We start from the raw sequence: 16,721 nt of genomic DNA, 5'->3' as shown, positions 1-16,721 counted from the left end.
TCATACTCGCACAAAAAACGAGAGAAAAGCAACGAAGCTTTTCTCTCGTTTTCATTTTGCTTTTCCTGCTCGTGTTTACTCAATGTGAAAATAATCCACATCCATGTAACCTTTCCCATCACGGATATCGGGATTAATACAGAAGAGTCCTACTTTCGCTCCAATCCATTGACCGCGTTCTATTCTGAATCGATGATCAAAGACGGTGTAATGCTCATTGTCCCAGCTGTAAGCATAGCGGCAAGTTGCATCGTCAAACACCTCTACCTTCAGCCATAACTGATCCGCAGCACAATTTACCTTAGCCTCCTGACGAGGTGGATACCCACAATTTTCATATTTCCCCTCATACACTGCAACAACCTTATTTCCCGCCTCATTAACCACACAAATATACGAATGGTAATTACCCATCACGATCAGACCACCTCGTTCGCCAGGTCGAAGGGCCGAAACATCCACCTTTGCTTTTGCCGTAAATTCGGGTGCCGGAAATTTTTGCAGCAACAAATTTCCGGCATAATACAAGTTACCCTCTTCGGACGGAACCGAGACCGCAAACAGCCGTAAACTCCCTTTTGACTGCGACAACGAATACCACTTGTGCTGTTCGATTGCCTGCCACTGCCATTGCAATCCCAGGGTTTTGGCATCAAACTCATCCGATGTCTGAGGCTGATCCGGAGCATAATTTCTACCCACATTGGGTTTCCGGTACCTCAACACCGGTTTTCCGCATCCACTTTGCTGAGGATCTTCGCCCATCACGACCCAATCGTCAACCCATTGAGCCGGTTGCAAGTGAACCACTCGTCCATACATACCTTTATCCTGAAAGTGGATAAACCACCACTCTCCGGTTTGTGTTTCGACCAGACCTCCCTGATGAGGTCCATTGATCCCATTACCCGCATCCAACACCTTTTTCGTTTCATACGGTCCCTCAATATTTTTCGAGCGCAACACCGTCTGCCATCCATATGTGACCCCACCTGCCGGAGCAACAATATAATACCAACCGTTACGCTTGATCATTTTCAGCCCTTCGAGCACCGGATTTTGCGAGTCGTCCCAATAAACGATTTTCCCGTTATCCAGGATTTCCAATCCGTCGGGCGACATTCTGTGAAGATAGACCGGTCCTCCGCACAATTTACTTCGTACCAAGTAGGCATTGCCGTCGTCGTCCCAAAACGGACATGGATCTTCCCATTGCGAGACTTTCAACACGTTCTTAAGCGTCCACTTTTTCCGGGGATCCTTGGTATAGGCCACAAACAAACCCTCTTCGGGTGTACAGAAATAGACATAATACAACCCGTCATGATACCGGATCGCAGGCGCCCAGGAGCCCTGCCCATGCGCCGGATATTTATACCGATCGAACGGCAGTTCGCAGTACACATGGTTGATGATGCGCCAATTCACAAGGTCTTTGGAATGCAACACCGGAATACCGGGGAAACAGGTGAAGCTCGACGCCACCATATAGTAATCATCACCGACCCGAATGACATCCGGATCGGAATAATCGGCATGGATAATCGGATTGCAATAAGTTCCATCGCCCTGATCGGGAGACCAGACCTGAGAGTGGCCATACTTTATGCCCCCCAGAATCAGACATATCAGCAAAAACAAACGTTTTTTCATCTTCGACAAGCCATTAATCATCTCAAATATAGGACATATCATACATTCAAGCAACCATCTCCCGCGCATAAATCACGCACCAATGTCCACTGCGCATTGCTATAGCTTATCAGCCTCATTGTCAGCCTTGTCAAACCGTTACGACCCATATTCATGTCTTTCGATCTGAATCCGAAAAACATAGATCGCCACCTTATTGTCAAAATTACCGCCGTCCCATCGAGTACGATTTTATTCCATTGAAAATTCGTCATTTATAAAATAAAATACTGGATCGAGCCAATAATCACCTCATCCACTTTTTGAAGCAGGATAGCACTCCATCTCTCCGACCGCTTGCGCATACATCATAAATTCATTTACTTTACGAAATCATACCGACCCAACAGTAGACGAATAACCTCCCAATCCGATTCCCAGTAAATCGGTTTTTGTGCCCCATACATCAACACCTGCCCCCTACCTCATAAAACAGCGTATAACCAACCTTTCGCACCCCACAAACTTCTACGCATTATGAGTACAAAACCTTTACTCACGAAATCAGTGGCGTTTCTACTGCTACTGACGGCATTCACGACTGCGCATGCCCGCAGACAGTCGATCGACCTGAACAACGACTGGTCGTTTCACTTTGCCTACCAGATGAACGCAAGCCAGGCACGCCGCGTCGACCTGCCCCACACGTGGAACGCCCAGGACGCCCTGGTCGGCCGCATGGACTATACACGTGCCATCGGAAACTATGAGAAAAAACTTTTCGTCAGCGCCGACCTCGCCGGTAAACGGCTGTTCCTCCGGTTCGACGGGGCGAATACCGTCACGAGTGTCTTCGTGAACGGCCTGTACGCCGGCGAACATCGCGGCGGCTACGGCGCCTTCGTCATCGAGATCACCGATCTGGTCAAACCCGGCAAGGAGAATACCCTGCTGGTACGGGTCAATAACGCCGAGCAGCTCGACATCATGCCCCTGACCGGCGACTTCAACATGTACGGCGGCATCTACCGCGACGTCCACCTGCTGGTGACCGACGACATCTGCATCTCGCCGCTCGACTACGCCTCGCCCGGGCTGAAACTGATCCAGGACTCCGTCAGCGCCCGATACGCCCGCGTCATCAACGAGATTCAGCTCTCCAGCAGCCGCGACCGCGACGAACAGGTCGGCATCACCATCCGCGTGAAAGATCAGGAGAAAGTCGTGAAGACCGCCACAGCTACCGTCACGCTGCCCGCCGGCGGCACCCTCACGCACGCCCTCCCCGTCGAGATCCGCAACCCCCACCTGTGGAACGGCGTGGAAGACCCGTTCCTGTACCAGGTGGAAGCCGTCATCACCAAGGATGGCCAGACCCTCGACTCGATTAGCGAACACCTCGGGCTGCGCTTCTACAGCATCGACCCCGACAAGGGATTCTTTCTGAACGGCAAGCACCTGCAACTCAAGGGAGTCTGCCGGCATCAGGACCGTGCCGAAGTGGGCAACGCCCTGCGCCGCGAACACCACGACGAAGATGTGCGTCTGATGCTGGAGATGGGCGTGAACGCCGTGCGTCTGGCCCACTATCCGCAGGCCGAATATTTCTACGACCTGATGGACCGCCACGGACTGATCGTCTGGGCCGAGATTCCGTTCGTCGGTCCCGGCGGATACGGCAACAAAGGGTTCGTCAACTCCGAAACCTTCAAGGCCAACGGCCGGATGCAACTGGTCGAGATGATCCGGCAGCACTATAACCACCCCTCCATCTGCTGCTGGGGTCTGTTCAACGAGCTGAAGGAAGCGGGCGACAATCCGGTCGAATACATCAAGGAGCTGAACGCGCTGGCTCACCGGGAAGATCCCACGCGCCCCACCACCTCGGCCAGCAACCAGGGCGGTGCGCTGAACTTCATCACGGACCTGATTGCCTGGAACCGATACGACGGCTGGTACGGCAGCAACCCCGCCACGCTGGGCACCTGGCTCGACAACCAGCACAAACAGAACCCCGAGCTGCGGATCGGGATCAGCGAATACGGCGCCGGAGCCAGCATCTACCACCAGCAGGATTCGCTCAGGCAACCCGCACCGGCCGGATGGTGGCACCCCGAAAACTGGCAGACCTACTACCACATCGAGTCGTGGAAGATCATATCGTCGCGTCCGTTCGTATGGGGCAGTTTCGTCTGGAACATGTTCGATTTCGGAGCAGCCCACCGTACCGAGGGCGACCGTCCCGGCATCAACGACAAAGGGCTGGTCACCTTCGACCGCAAGATCCGCAAAGACGCCTTCTACTTCTACAAAGCGAACTGGAACAAACAGGAGCCCGTCCTCTACATCGCCGAGAAACGCAACAATCAGCGCCACGCGAACCGGCAGACGATCACCGTCTTTACCAACCAGCCCGAAGCGGAACTCTTCATCAACGGCGTAAGCTGCGGCAAGGCCAAACCCGACGACTACGCCACGATCCGGTGGGAAAACGTCGAACTGGCCGACGGTCTCAACGAAATCCACGTCACCGCGGGCAACTCCAAAGCCCCGCTGACCGACCGTTTCACCTGCGAAGTCGTGAAGTAACGCCATCGACCGGCCCCGCCATTTTACAGACGAATCCGGAGAAATGATTTCTCCGGATTCGTCTGTTTTTCGACACCCTTCAGCCGGTTTTTGCAACAAGCCCTGCCCCATCCTCCGCGGCCATCGGGCCTCCCGGCACACGGGCTGCTCCGCCCCCACTTCGGAGGAAGCGAACCCGAAAAAAGTGTGTACCTTTGGGAATATGAAAATCGTAATCGACGACAAAATCCCCTTCATACAAGGGGTCTTCGAGCCATACGCCGAGGTGGCGTACCTGCCCGGAGGCAAGATCGACGCTGCGGCTGTCCGCACGGCCGACGTGCTCGTAATCCGCACCCGCACCCGCTGCAATGCCGCGCTGCTCGACGGCAGCCGCGTGCGGCTGATCGCCACGGCCACCATCGGCTATGACCACATCGACACCCGTTACTGCCGCGAGCGGGGAATCCGCGTAGCCACTGCCGCGGGGTGCAATGCCCGCGGCGTGCTGCAATGGGTTTTCGCCGTCCTGCTTGCGCTGGAGGTTCGCCCCGCCGGGACGACCCTCGGAATCATCGGCGTCGGCAACGTGGGCAGCGCCATCCGTCACGCGGCCGAAGCCGTCGGATTCGACGTTCTCTGCTGCGACCCGCCGCGCCGTTCGCGCGGCGAAGCCGGCACCGAAGCGTTCGTCACGCAGGAGGAGCTGCTGCGCCGGGCCGACGTGGTCACGACCCACGTCCTGCTCGACGACACGACCCGCGGCATGGCCTCCACCTCGTTTTTCGCCGCCATGCGTCCCGGCACGATTTTCCTGAACAGTTCGCGCGGCGAAGTGGTCGATGAAGCCGCCCTCAAAGCGGCACTGCGCAGCGGGCAGGTCGCACAGGCCGCCCTCGACGTCTGGGGCCACGAACCCGACATCGACCGCGAGTTGCTGGGCATGACCGCCCTCGCCACACCCCACATCGCCGGCTACTCGCTCCAGGGCAAGGCCATGGGAACCGCCATGTCCGTCCGCACAGTGGCAGCCTTTCTCGGCCTGCCTCTCCCCGCCGACTGGTATCCGGACGGAGCGCCGCGCCAACATCCCCGTTCCGTCCTCACCTGGGACGAGGTGGCTCGCGACATGCCCGCCTACTACAACATCCGCACCGACGATGCTGCCCTGCGCCACGAACCGGAACGTTTCGAAGAGCTCCGCGGCAACTACCGTTTCCGCGAAGAGTTTTTTTGATCTGCACGCATCGCCGCCCGGTAGGCCGGACGACGGAGCCCGCCCCCATGTCCCGTGACTGACCGCCGAGGACTCTGCAACGCTGTTTGCGCTCCTGCAAAGGAGGCTATGCCCTGCGCCACCGAAGAGTCTGCCCGCAACAACGACTCCACGGCCACTGCCGTTTCCCGCTCCGGTCGCATGGCCATTCCCCTTCGCCCGGCACCCCGTAGCAAAACATACAGCACCCACAGGACAATCCCATCGAAAACCTGAATTTTATAGTACCTTTGTGAAAATTACAGCCACACGATGTATAAACTTTTCCGTCCCCTCCTCTTCAAGCTCCAACCCGAAACCATCCACCATCTGATTGTCCGCCTGCTGCGCATCCTGCACTACGTACCCTTCGCCCGCGCCGTGATGCGGGCCATCTACGTGCGTCGCTCGCCGGCTCTGGAGCGTGAAGTGCTGGGACTGAAATTCCCCAACCCCATCGGCATGGCCGCCGGCTTCGACAAGGATGCCGAAGTCTATGACATGCTCGGCGCGCTCGGCTTCGGTTTCGTCGAAATCGGCACCGTGACCCCCAAAGCCCAGAACGGGAATCCCAAACCGCGCTGCTTCCGACTGCCCAAAGACCACGCCATCATCAACCGCATGGGCTTCAACAACCACGGCGTGCAGAACGCCGTGAAGAACCTCCGCCACCGCAAACCCGGCATCATCGTGGGCGGCAACATCGGCAAAAACACCCTCACCCCCAACGAACAGGCCCCGTGCGACTACCTCAAGGCTTTCCGCGCCCTGTACGACTACGTCGACTACTTCGTGGTGAACGTCAGCTGCCCGAACGTGGCCTGCCTCACCGCCCTGCAAAGCAAAGCCTCGACCATCGCCATCCTCGAACCCCTCAAGGAGTTCCGCCAGGGCCAGAGCGACTACCGCCCCATCCTGCTCAAGATCTCACCCGACCTGACCTACGAACAGGTCGACCAGATGATCGAAGTGGTCGAAGCGTGCAAAATCGACGGCATCGTCGCCACCAACACCACCACCTCGCGCGAAGGGCTGGTCAGCGCCCCCAACCGCATCACCGAGATCGGTAAAGGCGGCCTGAGCGGCGGCCCGCTGACCCTCCGCTCCCGCGAGATGGTGCGGTACATCCACGAAAAGACCGAAGGACGGCTGCCCATCATCGGCGTGGGCGGCATCATGAGCGTCGAAGACGCCGTTGCGATGCTCGACGCCGGCGCCTCGCTGGTACAGGTCTACTCCGGCATGATCTACGAAGGGCCCGGCTTCATGAAACGGATCTGCAAACGGCTGGCCGGCAAATAATCCCCCCTCCGCTGCACTTCCCGTTTCGGTCAATCCCCCCTACACAACGAAACGACTTTATCCGCTACGCCCCGCAGAGAGTTCCGGAACGACCGGATCGGCCCGTGACGACCGAAAGAACAACGCTCGCCCCCGCACGCCCTCCCCGGCCGACAGCGGAACCAGAATAACGACTCACATGGTAAGCGTAGAAATCATCACCGTCGGCGACGAGCTCCTGATCGGACAGGTCGTCGACACCAACTCCGCCTGGATCGGGCAACAGCTTGGGCGGATCGGCGCACAGATCGACCGGATCGTATCGGTCCACGACCAGGCCGACGAGATCCGCGGCGCCGTGGACAGCGCCCTCGGACGCGCCGACGTCGTCATCATGACCGGCGGTCTGGGCCCCACCAAAGACGACATCACGAAAAAGACCCTGGCCGACTATCTCGGCAGCCCCCTCGAACGCGACCCCGAAGTCTATGAACACGTCCGCCGGATGACCGCCGAGCGCGGCATCGACTTCAACGAGTTGAACCAGGCACAGGCCCTCGTGCCGCGCGGCTGCACGGTACTGCCCAACCGCGTGGGGACGGCTCCCGGCATGATGTTCGTCCGTCCGGGCCGTACCGACACGCAGCCCCGACTGCTCTTCTCGCTGCCCGGCGTTCCGTTCGAGATGAAGACCCTCGTCACCGAACACGTCATTCCCCAGCTGCGGCAACATTTTGCCCTGCGGTCCGTCGTCCACCGCACGATGATTACCTTCGGCATGGCCGAATCGGCCATGGCGCTGGCCATCGCCCCGTGGGAAGACGCGCTGCCCGACTGGCTCCACCTCGCCTACCTGCCCAACGCCCGCGGCATCCGGCTGCGCCTCTCGGCCTACGACGTCGACGTGACCACCGCCAACCGCGAGATCGACCGTCAGTTCGACCTGCTGCGCCACCACATCGCCCCATACATGCTCGGCTACGAACCCGCCAGCGTCGAATCGGCCGTGGCCGCCCTCCTGCAGGAACGCCATCAGACCCTCGCCGTGGCCGAATCGTGCACCGGAGGCTCCATCTCCGCCCGAATCACCGCCATGGCCGGTGCCTCGGACTACTACCTCGGCGGCGTCACCTCCTACTCCAATGCGGCCAAAGCCAAGCTGCTCGGCGTCCGAGCCGCTGACATCGAACAGTACGGCGCCGTGAGCGAACCGGTAGCCCGACAGATGGCCGCCGGTGCCCTCGAACGTTTCGGCGCCGACTATGGCGTCGCCACCACCGGCATTGCCGGTCCCGGCGGCGGAACTCCCGAAAAACCGGTCGGTACGGTTTGGATCGCCATCGCCTGGCGCGATACCGATAACACCGTCTGCACCGCCGCCCGACTGATGCACTTCAGCGAGCTCCGCGAACAAAATATCGAACGGGCCGCCACCCATGCCCTGAACATGCTCCGGCTCCACCTGCTGGGTCTCTCCGACGCCTTCCAGCAGACCGGGATGCTTTAGCCAGGCTGTCGACCCGACAACCCCGCACACGATCCACCCTATGGGACGCGAACAAACCCCGCATATCGGCATCTACGGTCTGACCAATGCCGGCAAAAGCAGCCTGCTGAACCGCCTCACCGGCCAGCAGACCGCCATCGTCTCGCCCCAGGCGGGAACCACGACCGACCCCGTGCGCCGATCGTTCGAGATCATCGGCTACGGCTCCGTCATCTTCATCGACACCGCCGGTCTGGACGACACCGAAAGCCCCCTGGGACGACAGCGCGTACAGAAGAGCCTGCAAACCCTGACGGAAGTCGATCTGGCCCTGCTGCTGCTCGTCGGTTCGGAGCCGGGGCCCGCCGAACAAAAGATCTTGGACACCATCCGGGCCAACGACATCCCGGTCGTGGTGCTGCCCGAACGGGCCAGCCGCCTGACCACCGACGAGATTCTGAACCGCATCCGCACCGGCATCCCGGAACAGAGCCAGGCGACGCCTCCGCTGTTCGGCAACCGAACGATCGCCCCCGGCGACCCGATTCTGCTGGTCTGCCCCATCGACAGCGCTGCTCCGGCCGGACGCCTTATCCTGCCACAGGTACAGACACTTCGGGCAGCGCTCGATCAGGGCGCCATGGCCCTCGTCGTACAACCCGACCAACTCGAAAACGCCCTGCAGACAACCGTTCCCCGACTGATCGTCACCGACAGCCAGGCATTTCGCGAAGTCTCGGCCACTGTCCAACGCCTCTGCCCCGACACCGAGGTCACCTCCTTCAGCGTGCTGCTCGCCGAACAGAAAGGCGACAAAACGGCCTACGCCGAAGGGCTCGCAGCCGTAGACCGCCTGCGACCCGGCGACCGCATTCTGATTATCGAAAACTGCTCGCACCAGGTCACCTGCGACGACATCGGCCGGACCAAGATTCCCGGTTGGCTCCGCGAATATACCCGCATCGACGACCTGCACTTCACCTTCGTGAGCGGCCGCGACCCGCTTCCGGCCGAACTTCACGCCACTCCGGGCTACTACGCACTGGCCATCCAGTGCGGCGGTTGCGTCTCGACCCGCCGCATGATCCAGGCCCGCATCCATGCCGTCCGGCAGAATGGCGTACCCATCACCAACTACGGCATGCTGATCCGCAAACTGCGCATCCGGTAACCGCGGTCCTCTCTTCGCCCACCACAAAAAAGCAGGAGGAGCAACCCGTCAAAGCGTTGCTCCTCCTGCTTTATTATTCCGTTCGGCGACCCGATGATCGCCACGGATATCTCTCTCTATCCATTCAGGCCACGATGCGCCCCTGCCAAGCCAGACGCAGATAACGGGCCATGACCACAACAATCACCAACGTGATGGCTGCACCGATCATCAGCCCGGTATAATAGGGCAGACGCAGCCCCTCGGGCGCAATAAAGATATAGAACGACACGATGAAAGTCATAAAGGCCGCGGGCAGGAATGCGAGGATCCACCGCCGGCGCCGCACGGCCAGATAGACCGTCACGGTCCACAGACAGATGGCGGCAAGCACCTGATTGGCCCAGGCAAAATACTTCCAGATCACGTCGAACGGCATGAAGGTGATGGCCACACCGACCAGAAAAATCGGCACCGAAATCATCAGTCGTTTCCGGAGCTGTTTCTGTTCGACGTGCATGAAGTCGGCAGCAATCAGACGGGCACAACGAAAAGCGGTATCGCCGCTCGTGATCGGAGCCACCACAACCCCCAGCAGCGCCAGGAAAGCACCGACCTTGCCCAGCGTGGTATTCGTAATGGTCTCCACCGCCCAGGCCGCATTGTTACCGTGTTCGGCAAGCGTATTGACCAGTCCATCGGTACCGCCCCAGAAGGCCATCCCGATAGCCGCCCAGATCAGGGCAATAATCCCTTCCGAAATCATCGCACCGAAAAATACGGGTCGTCCCTGCCGTTCGTTGGTCACGCAGCGCGCCATCATCGGCGATTGCGTGGCATGGAAGCCCGAAACGGCTCCGCAGGCGATCGTAATAAACAGCATCGGAATAATCGGCGCACCGGTCGGGTTGGCCGTAAAGTTGTCGAGCGCGGCGAGCGACAAGTTCGGAATCTCGTACGGCCCTAAGATCAATACGCCCAGAATTCCGAACGCCATGATGAACAGCGCCGCACCGAAGATGGGGTAGAAACGTCCGATGATCTTATCGATCGGCAGGAGCGTGGCGAGGATGTAATAGACCAGGATGATCCACACCCAGACCGACTGGGTCAGCCCCGTGAACCCCTCCAGGATACCGGCCGGGCCGACCATAAAGACCGCACCGACCAACACCATCAGGAAGAGCGTGAAGGCACGCATCACCTGCCGCACGGTCGTTCCCATATACTTGCCGACGATTTCGGGGAAGCTGAGCCCACCCTCCTTGAGCGAGATCATCCCGCTGGCGTAGTCCTGGAGGGCACCGATAAAGATCGAGCCGAGCGTAATCCACAGGAAAGCCACCGGGCCGAACATCGCACCGAGCAGGGCACCAAAAATCGGACCGAGGCCGGCGATGTTAAGCAGTTGGATCAGAAACGTTTTCCACTCCGGCAACGGCAGGTAATCGACCCCGTCGCGCATCGTTTCGGAGGGGACTTTGGCCGAAGGATCCATCCCGAACTGGCGTTCCAGATAGCGGGCATAGGTAAAGTAGGACCCGATCAGCAAAGCGAGACAAATCAGGAAAGTAATCATGTTCTTATTTTCGTTTAGCGTGTGCAAAGATACCGTTTTCTGTTTAGATGTGTTCCGCAAACGATTGAGATTCGCCCGGATAAAAACGTGGCACGGAATTTGAGACGTTGAAAAGTGAATATATTATTGAACCTATCTTAGAACATATCAATATGGGGTGCGGTGCTCCGCGAGTGCGACCTACGGCTGCCTGGCAGCACAGGTCCGACACTGCGGGGCATCGTTTTTTTCGTATCCCGACACCCCGACGACTATCGGCTCCTCCCGTCCCGCCATGCTCCACCCCTGCCAATCTCCTGACAAAGCGACAGTTCCGAACGATGCCGTTCGACACCGGCAAACACCACACAAGTTCTCCCGCACGATGGTGAAAACTCGCAAAAAGAGCCGTATCTTTACCTGCGGATATGAAATTCCTGATCATACATAACCGGTACAGCCGCCCCGGCGGTGAAGAGGGGGTCGTGGCCCTCCAGCGACAGTTGCTCGAAAGCCGCGGACACACCGTGCTGCTCTACGAGCGAAGCTACGATGAGATCCGCACGTGGCGGTTCGGACGCCTCACCTCACTCTTTTCGGCCCTCTACAACCGGCGCTCCGTGCTCGATATCCGGGAGATCGTCCGCCGTGAACAGCCCGACGCGGCCATCGTTCACAACCTCTTCCCCGTCATCTCGCCCGCCATTCTGCCCGAGTTGCGGAAAGCCCGCGTCCGTGTACTGATGACCCTGCACAACTACCGACTCGTCTGCCCCACCGGCCTGTTCCACACCGGGGGCACAATCTGCGAACGCTGCGGAGGCTGTGCCGGACGGGAATGGAACTGCCTGATCCACCGCTGCGAGGGGAGCCTCGCCGGCAGTCTGGGCTATGCCCTGCGCGGCTGGTGGAGCCGCCGGATGGGCTATTTTTCGCGAAACGTCGATCGGTTCCTGGCCCTGACCGCCTTCCAGCGCGACCGTCTCAGCCACTACACCGGTATCCCCGTCGAACGATTCGCCGTCGTACCCAACTGCATCGACCCGGGAACCATGCCCGCTCCCACATCCCAACCGCAGGGAGCAACACCCTACATTGCCTACGCCGGACGCCTGAGCCGCGAAAAGGGAATCGACCTGCTCTTCGAAGCGGCCCGCCTCCTGCCCGGGATCGAATTCCGCATTGCCGGACAGGCAGCCGAAGACTATATCCTTCCCCCCACACCCGCCAACGTGACCCTGCTGGGGCAGTTGGACAAGCCGCAACTGGCCGACCTCTATGCCGGAGCCTGCGCCGTGGTCACAGCCAGCCGCTGGTACGAAGGGTTCCCGCTGTCGGTCATCGAAGCGATGTACTATGGCGCCCCGGTGGTTGTTCCCGCCCTGGCCGGTCTGCCCGAGGTCGTGGCCGACGGCACCTGCGGAGCCATCTACCCGGCCGGTTCGGCAACCGCTTTGGCCGACACCCTGCGCCGACTCGTCGACCACCCCGATCAGGCCGCCGCTCTGGGACAAAAGGGGCGAGAACGGGTACAAAAATTCTATAATCCCGACCTGTACTGTCGCCTCCTGATCGAAAATGCCGATTGAATTTCACATTCCGGCACGAAATCTGCTGTATGATCGGCATCGACTCGCACCCAGCCCCCGGCTCCCGGTGATCACTGACGAATACTCACAACGATCACACTGACATTCAATCGAATAGTCCAAGGGATCCGGAAAAGAGTCGAGAGGAGAGAAGCATCATGAGAATAGCGATCAGCGGCGCTACGGGACTTATCGGAAGCCACCTATCGACCCACTTGAAACAACGCGGAGACGAAATCATCCCTCTGCGCAGAGAATTTTTCACCCCTGCGAAACGCAGCGTTTTGGCCGCCGCGCTCACCGGGTGCGACGCGGTCATCAACCTGGCCGGTGCCACCATCGACCGCTACTGGACCGATGCTTACAAAGCGGAACTCTACCGAAGCCGGATCGAAACCACCCGCACACTGGTCGAAACGCTCCGCACGCTGGAACACCGCCCGCGTCTGTTTCTCTCCGCCTCGGCCGTCGGTTACTACCCTTCGGAGGGGTGTTACGCCGAATCGGATGCCCGGCAGGGCGACGGTTTTCTGGCCCGGCTCTGCCACGACTGGGAACACGAAGTCGCACAGCTTCCCGACGACATCCGCTGGATCACCATGCGCTTCGGCGTGGTGTTGTCGCCCGACGGCGGCGCCTTTCCCAAACTGGCCGTCTTCGCCCGGAAACGGCTCGCACTACGCTTCGGCTCCGGCATGCAAAACTTTTCGTGGATTGATTTGGAAGATCTCGTACGGGCCGTCGCGTTTCTGATCGAACATCCCGGCATCGAGGGTCCCGTCAATTTCGTATCGCCGCGACGCATCAACAACCGGCAATTCACCCAGGCCATTGCCCGGCGTTTCCGCACCCTCACCCTGCCTCTGCCCACCGTTCTGTTGCGGCTCGTACGGGGCGAATCGTCCGAGCTGCTCCTCTCTGGCCAGTGTGCCTACCCCGAAAAGCTGATCAGCCACGGATTCACGTTCCGCTCCGAAAGCATCAACGATTTTCTGGCACGACTCCCGTAAAGCCTCCAGCCAGTTCCTGCAGGCTCTCCGGCCAGGATGCGCCCGCGCGCAATGCCCCACTCCCCATGCCCATCCGACGGGCAGCATAGCAATAGAGACAGCCGTGACGGCACGTCCCATAGGCGCCGATGTCCTTGCTCCACACGCACCCGCATGCCCGACGCTGCCCACGGTCACGATTGGGACTGGTCGCAAGGGGCAGAAACGTATCGGTCCGATACCGTTCGGGCCATTCCAGGAAACGCATCAGCTCCCGGTCTTCGGAGAAATAGCGGATCATCAGCCGATCGTCCACACAACGATTGTGTTCGATGCCGAACCGCCGGAGATCGATCTCTTCGGCACAGGTGGCCAGTTCAAAATTCCAACGCCCGTTCAGCGCACTCAAGCCCTCGGCCCAGAGGGTCATCTCCTCCGGCGTGAACTCCCGACACCCCAGCCCCGTCCGCGCCATGCGCAACGCCACGCCGCGATAGGCCGCCAAATCGACAAAACTGAAAACCATTCGCTCCGTATAGCCCTTTAACTGGTCGCCGATCGCCGCCGCCCGTTCCAACAGCTCCGCCACCCCCGTTCGGCGCGTCAGCACCAGCGGGTCGAACCGCCAGATCACACGTCCGAGCCCCAGCCGGTCGACCAGCCGCCGAAACGTGTCGATGCGCTGCGTCAGAGGCGGGACACCCGGTTCCAACCCCTCGCGCTCGTAATCGTTGAGCATAAACTGGACATAACAATGAATGCCGCGCTGCTCCAGCTCCGGCAGATGGGCCAGAAGTGGCGCCGGATTTTTCGACCAAAAGACAATCAACCGCGTGCGGGCATACGAAATATAGCTCCGTTTGCGGTCGAACGGATTGACCCACACCGAGTATCCGGCCCGCAAACGGCCGAAAAACCAGTCGGCCCAGAAAGCCGGAATGTCCGTGGCCCGGCTGGCCGACACGATCACCGGTTCGACGGCCTGCACCTGCGCTCCGCCGTCCGTGGTCAGGATACTCGTTTCCCATTTCATCACCCGACAAGATACGGAAAATCGGCATACCAACACCACCCGAATATCCGTTATTTCCGTATCTTTACTCTATCATCCAAATACGTTTCACACCATGGAGCTCACCCTCAACATCAACGAAGTCAGTTGCACCCGCTGCGGCCACTGTGTGGCCGTGTGCCCCTCCCATATCTTCACGCAAAACGAAGCCCGCGGCACGATCGGCATCCAAAATCCGCAAAGCTGCATTGTCTGCGGCCACTGCGTAGCCGCCTGCCCGACCGGGTCGGTACGCCACTCGAGCTTCCCGACCGAAACCGTTCACCCGATCGACCGCACCGCCCTGCCCACCCCGGAACAGGTGATGCTGCTCTGCCGGGCACGCCGTTCGAACCGGGCCTTCTCCAAAACGCCCGTGCCGCGCGAGCTGCTGGAACAGATCGTCGAAGCCGCCCACCGCGCTCCGACTGCCAGCAACATGCAGCAGGTGGCCTTTACGGTGGTGACCGATCCCGAAAAACTGCGCCGGATCACCAACCTGACCCTCGACATCTTCGGCGGCCTGATCCGCCTGCTGGAGAACCCGATCCTGCGGCCGGCACTGAAATGCCTCCTGCCCCAAGCCTACCGCTACCTGCCCACCTTCCACCGCCTGATCGCCGAACAGGCCAAAGGGAACGACCTGGTGCTGCGCGGCGCCACGGCTGTGATTCTGATCCACACCCCCGCCGAAATCCGCTTCGGCAAGGTCGATTCCAACCTGGCCTACGAAAACGGTTCGCTGATGGCCGAGAGTCTCGGGGTGAGCCAGTTCTACACCGGATTCGTCTGCTCAGCCATCGACAACGACCGCAAGGGACGGTTCCAGAAACTGCTGGGGTTGGAGGGCCGGGAAATCCACGCCGGTATGGCCCTCGGTATGCCCGCCTTCCGCTTCCCGAACTACATCGACAAAAAACCGGTCGAAACGACCTGGTTATAGACGCTGGCACTGTTTTTGCGGTTCCCCAGTGCGCGAGTGCGCGGCCTGTCATGAACGTGACACACCGGTGTGTTCGACACCCGGACAGCCGCACACTCACCCTGTAACCTAAACCGTTTACCCTCCGCTTGCGGAGCTACGTCCGTACCCTCCGGAAGCGGAAAACACCTCGACCCATGGCAACAAAAATCGCATTTTTCGGCACCAAGCCCTACGACCGCGAATCCTTCGACCAAGCCAACGAAGCCTACGGTTTCGACATCCGATACTTCAAAGGCCACCTGACCCCCGAGAGCGCCATTCTGGCACAGGGAGCCGCAGCCGTCTGCATCTTCGTGAACGACACGGCCGACGCGGCCGCCATCCATGCCCTCAAGGAGCAGGGCGTGCCGCTGATCGCACTGCGCTGCGCCGGCTTCAACAACGTCGATCTGGAGGCCGCCGCCCGCGACGGAATTACCGTGGTCCGCGTACCGGCCTACTCGCCCTACGCCGTGGCCGAACACGCCGTGGCGCTGATGCTGGCCCTGAACCGCAAAATCCACCGCGCCTACTGGCGCACCCGCGACGGAAACTTCGCCCTGCACGGCCTGATGGGCTTCGACATGCATGGCAAAACGGCCGGCATCATCGGCACCGGGAAGATCGCCCGGATTCTGATCCGCATCCTGCGCGGGTTCGGCATGGAGGTGCTCGGCTACGACCTCTACCCCGACGAAGCCTTTGCCCGCGAGGTGGGAATGCGTTACGTGACGCTCGACGAGCTCTACGCACAGTCGGACATCATCTCGCTCCACTGCCCGCTGACCGAACAGACCCGCTACCTGATCGACTCCTCCGCCATCGAACGGATGAAACCGGGTGTGGTGCTCATCAACACCGGACGCGGCCAGCTGATCCACTCGCAGGCCCTGATCGACGGACTGAAAGAGAAGAAGATCGGTGCGGCCGGACTGGACGTCTACGAAGAGGAGGGCGACTATTTCTACGAAGACAAGTCGGACAAGATTATCGACGACGATACGCTGGCCCGGCTGCTCTCGTTCAACAACGTGATCGTCACCTCGCATCAGGGATTCTTCACCCGCGAAGCGCTGGCCAACATCGCCGAGACGACCCTCTCGAACATCCGCGACTTCACCGAAGGGCGACCCCTGGCCAACGAAGTTCCCACTGGCAGGTAACCTCCGCCACGCTCCTGTGGATGGACACTGCCCGG

At 60.0% G+C, this 16,721-nt stretch carries 12 protein-coding genes; 9 read left to right on the top strand and 3 right to left on the bottom strand.

The window, feature by feature from the left end; genetic code table 11:
• Positions 1 to 75: 75 nt before the first annotated feature.
• Complete coding sequence (locus BQ5379_RS09940; RefSeq protein ID WP_205408202.1) at positions 76 to 1,653, bottom strand: glycoside hydrolase family 43 protein; 1,578 nt, start codon at positions 1,651 to 1,653, stop codon at positions 76 to 78.
• A 516-nt stretch (positions 1,654 to 2,169) separates the two neighbouring features.
• On the opposite strand from BQ5379_RS09940, the gene lacZ4 reads away from it, so the two are divergent.
• The 5 genes from lacZ4 (at position 2,170) to BQ5379_RS09915 (ending at position 9,393) form a co-directional block, all read left to right on the top strand.
• Positions 2,170 to 4,221: a beta-glucuronidase LacZ4 gene (lacZ4, locus tag BQ5379_RS09935; RefSeq protein WP_071135288.1), complete on the top strand. Its 2,052-nt coding sequence runs from the start codon at positions 2,170 to 2,172 to the stop codon at positions 4,219 to 4,221.
• Between the two features lie 202 nt (positions 4,222 to 4,423).
• The gene (locus tag BQ5379_RS09930; protein ID WP_071135287.1) at positions 4,424 to 5,437 is read left to right on the top strand and encodes a 4-phosphoerythronate dehydrogenase; all 1,014 of its coding nucleotides are present in this window, start codon (positions 4,424 to 4,426) and stop codon (positions 5,435 to 5,437) included.
• A gap of 291 nt (positions 5,438 to 5,728) precedes the next feature.
• Positions 5,729 to 6,757, top strand: coding sequence for a quinone-dependent dihydroorotate dehydrogenase (locus tag BQ5379_RS09925; RefSeq protein ID WP_071135286.1), 1,029 nt, complete (start codon positions 5,729 to 5,731; stop codon positions 6,755 to 6,757).
• 178 nt (positions 6,758 to 6,935) lie between these two features.
• A complete protein-coding gene (locus BQ5379_RS09920) occupies positions 6,936 to 8,243 on the top strand; it encodes a competence/damage-inducible protein A (RefSeq protein WP_071135285.1) in 1,308 nt (435 codons plus the stop codon).
• 40 nt (positions 8,244 to 8,283) lie between these two features.
• The gene (locus BQ5379_RS09915) at positions 8,284 to 9,393 is read left to right on the top strand and encodes a GTPase (RefSeq protein ID WP_071135284.1); all 1,110 of its coding nucleotides are present in this window, start codon (positions 8,284 to 8,286) and stop codon (positions 9,391 to 9,393) included.
• Positions 9,394 to 9,517: 124 nt separating this feature from the next.
• Here the strand turns inward: BQ5379_RS09915 and BQ5379_RS09910 are convergent, their stop codons facing one another.
• A complete protein-coding gene (locus BQ5379_RS09910) occupies positions 9,518 to 10,951 on the bottom strand; it encodes a carbon starvation CstA family protein (RefSeq protein ID WP_071135283.1) in 1,434 nt (477 codons plus the stop codon).
• A gap of 407 nt (positions 10,952 to 11,358) precedes the next feature.
• Here BQ5379_RS09910 and BQ5379_RS09905 point away from each other — a divergent pair, with 407 nt between their 5' ends.
• Together BQ5379_RS09905 and BQ5379_RS09900 are read left to right on the top strand one after the other, a co-directional pair.
• Positions 11,359 to 12,519 (top strand): glycosyltransferase family 4 protein, encoded by a 1,161-nt coding sequence (locus BQ5379_RS09905; RefSeq protein WP_071135282.1) that lies wholly within the window; start codon positions 11,359 to 11,361, stop codon positions 12,517 to 12,519.
• Positions 12,520 to 12,677: 158 nt separating this feature from the next.
• Positions 12,678 to 13,529, top strand: a complete 852-nt coding sequence (locus BQ5379_RS09900) for a TIGR01777 family oxidoreductase (protein ID WP_071135281.1) — start codon at positions 12,678 to 12,680, stop codon at positions 13,527 to 13,529.
• On the opposite strand, the gene BQ5379_RS09895 is transcribed toward BQ5379_RS09900, so the two are convergent.
• Positions 13,501 to 14,541: a DUF1848 domain-containing protein gene (locus tag BQ5379_RS09895; protein WP_071135280.1), complete on the bottom strand. Its 1,041-nt coding sequence runs from the start codon at positions 14,539 to 14,541 to the stop codon at positions 13,501 to 13,503. The genes BQ5379_RS09900 and BQ5379_RS09895 overlap by 29 nt on opposite strands.
• Before the next feature lie 94 nt (positions 14,542 to 14,635).
• Between BQ5379_RS09895 and BQ5379_RS09890 the strand changes: the two genes are divergently transcribed.
• The gene (locus tag BQ5379_RS09890; RefSeq protein ID WP_071135279.1) at positions 14,636 to 15,502 is read left to right on the top strand and encodes a nitroreductase family protein; all 867 of its coding nucleotides are present in this window, start codon (positions 14,636 to 14,638) and stop codon (positions 15,500 to 15,502) included.
• A 176-nt stretch (positions 15,503 to 15,678) separates the two neighbouring features.
• Positions 15,679 to 16,686 carry a 2-hydroxyacid dehydrogenase gene (locus BQ5379_RS09885; RefSeq protein WP_071135278.1) on the top strand — a complete coding sequence of 336 codons (1,008 nt, stop codon included), beginning with the start codon at positions 15,679 to 15,681 and terminating at the stop codon, positions 16,684 to 16,686.
• The last annotated feature ends 35 nt before the right edge of the window (positions 16,687 to 16,721 follow it).

The organism is Millionella massiliensis, from assembly GCF_900104655.1.
Classification (GTDB): Bacteria; Bacteroidota; Bacteroidia; order Bacteroidales; family Rikenellaceae; genus Rikenella; species Rikenella massiliensis.
Note: the sequence above shows the minus strand (reverse complement) of the source record. Positions and strands in the feature narration are given on the sequence as shown.

Excerpts from the sequence above, each read along its gene's own strand:
- BQ5379_RS09925 (WP_071135286.1), top strand. The coding sequence starts at position 5,729 with ATGTATAAACTTTTCCGTCCCCTCCTCTTCAAGCTCCAACCCGAAACC.
- BQ5379_RS09885 (WP_071135278.1), top strand. The coding sequence starts at position 15,679 with ATGGCAACAAAAATCGCATTTTTCGGCACCAAGCCCTACGACCGCGAA.
- BQ5379_RS09910 (WP_071135283.1), bottom strand. The coding sequence starts at position 10,951 with ATGATTACTTTCCTGATTTGTCTCGCTTTGCTGATCGGGTCCTACTTT.
- BQ5379_RS09915 (WP_071135284.1), top strand. The coding sequence starts at position 8,284 with ATGGGACGCGAACAAACCCCGCATATCGGCATCTACGGTCTGACCAAT.
- BQ5379_RS09940 (WP_205408202.1), bottom strand. The coding sequence starts at position 1,653 with ATGAAAAAACGTTTGTTTTTGCTGATATGTCTGATTCTGGGGGGCATA.
- BQ5379_RS09895 (WP_071135280.1), bottom strand. The coding sequence starts at position 14,541 with ATGAAATGGGAAACGAGTATCCTGACCACGGACGGCGGAGCGCAGGTG.
- BQ5379_RS09900 (WP_071135281.1), top strand. The coding sequence starts at position 12,678 with ATGAGAATAGCGATCAGCGGCGCTACGGGACTTATCGGAAGCCACCTA.
- BQ5379_RS09890 (WP_071135279.1), top strand. The coding sequence starts at position 14,636 with ATGGAGCTCACCCTCAACATCAACGAAGTCAGTTGCACCCGCTGCGGC.
- BQ5379_RS09920 (WP_071135285.1), top strand. The coding sequence starts at position 6,936 with ATGGTAAGCGTAGAAATCATCACCGTCGGCGACGAGCTCCTGATCGGA.
- BQ5379_RS09905 (WP_071135282.1), top strand. The coding sequence starts at position 11,359 with ATGAAATTCCTGATCATACATAACCGGTACAGCCGCCCCGGCGGTGAA.
- lacZ4 (WP_071135288.1), top strand. The coding sequence starts at position 2,170 with ATGAGTACAAAACCTTTACTCACGAAATCAGTGGCGTTTCTACTGCTA.
- BQ5379_RS09930 (WP_071135287.1), top strand. The coding sequence starts at position 4,424 with ATGAAAATCGTAATCGACGACAAAATCCCCTTCATACAAGGGGTCTTC.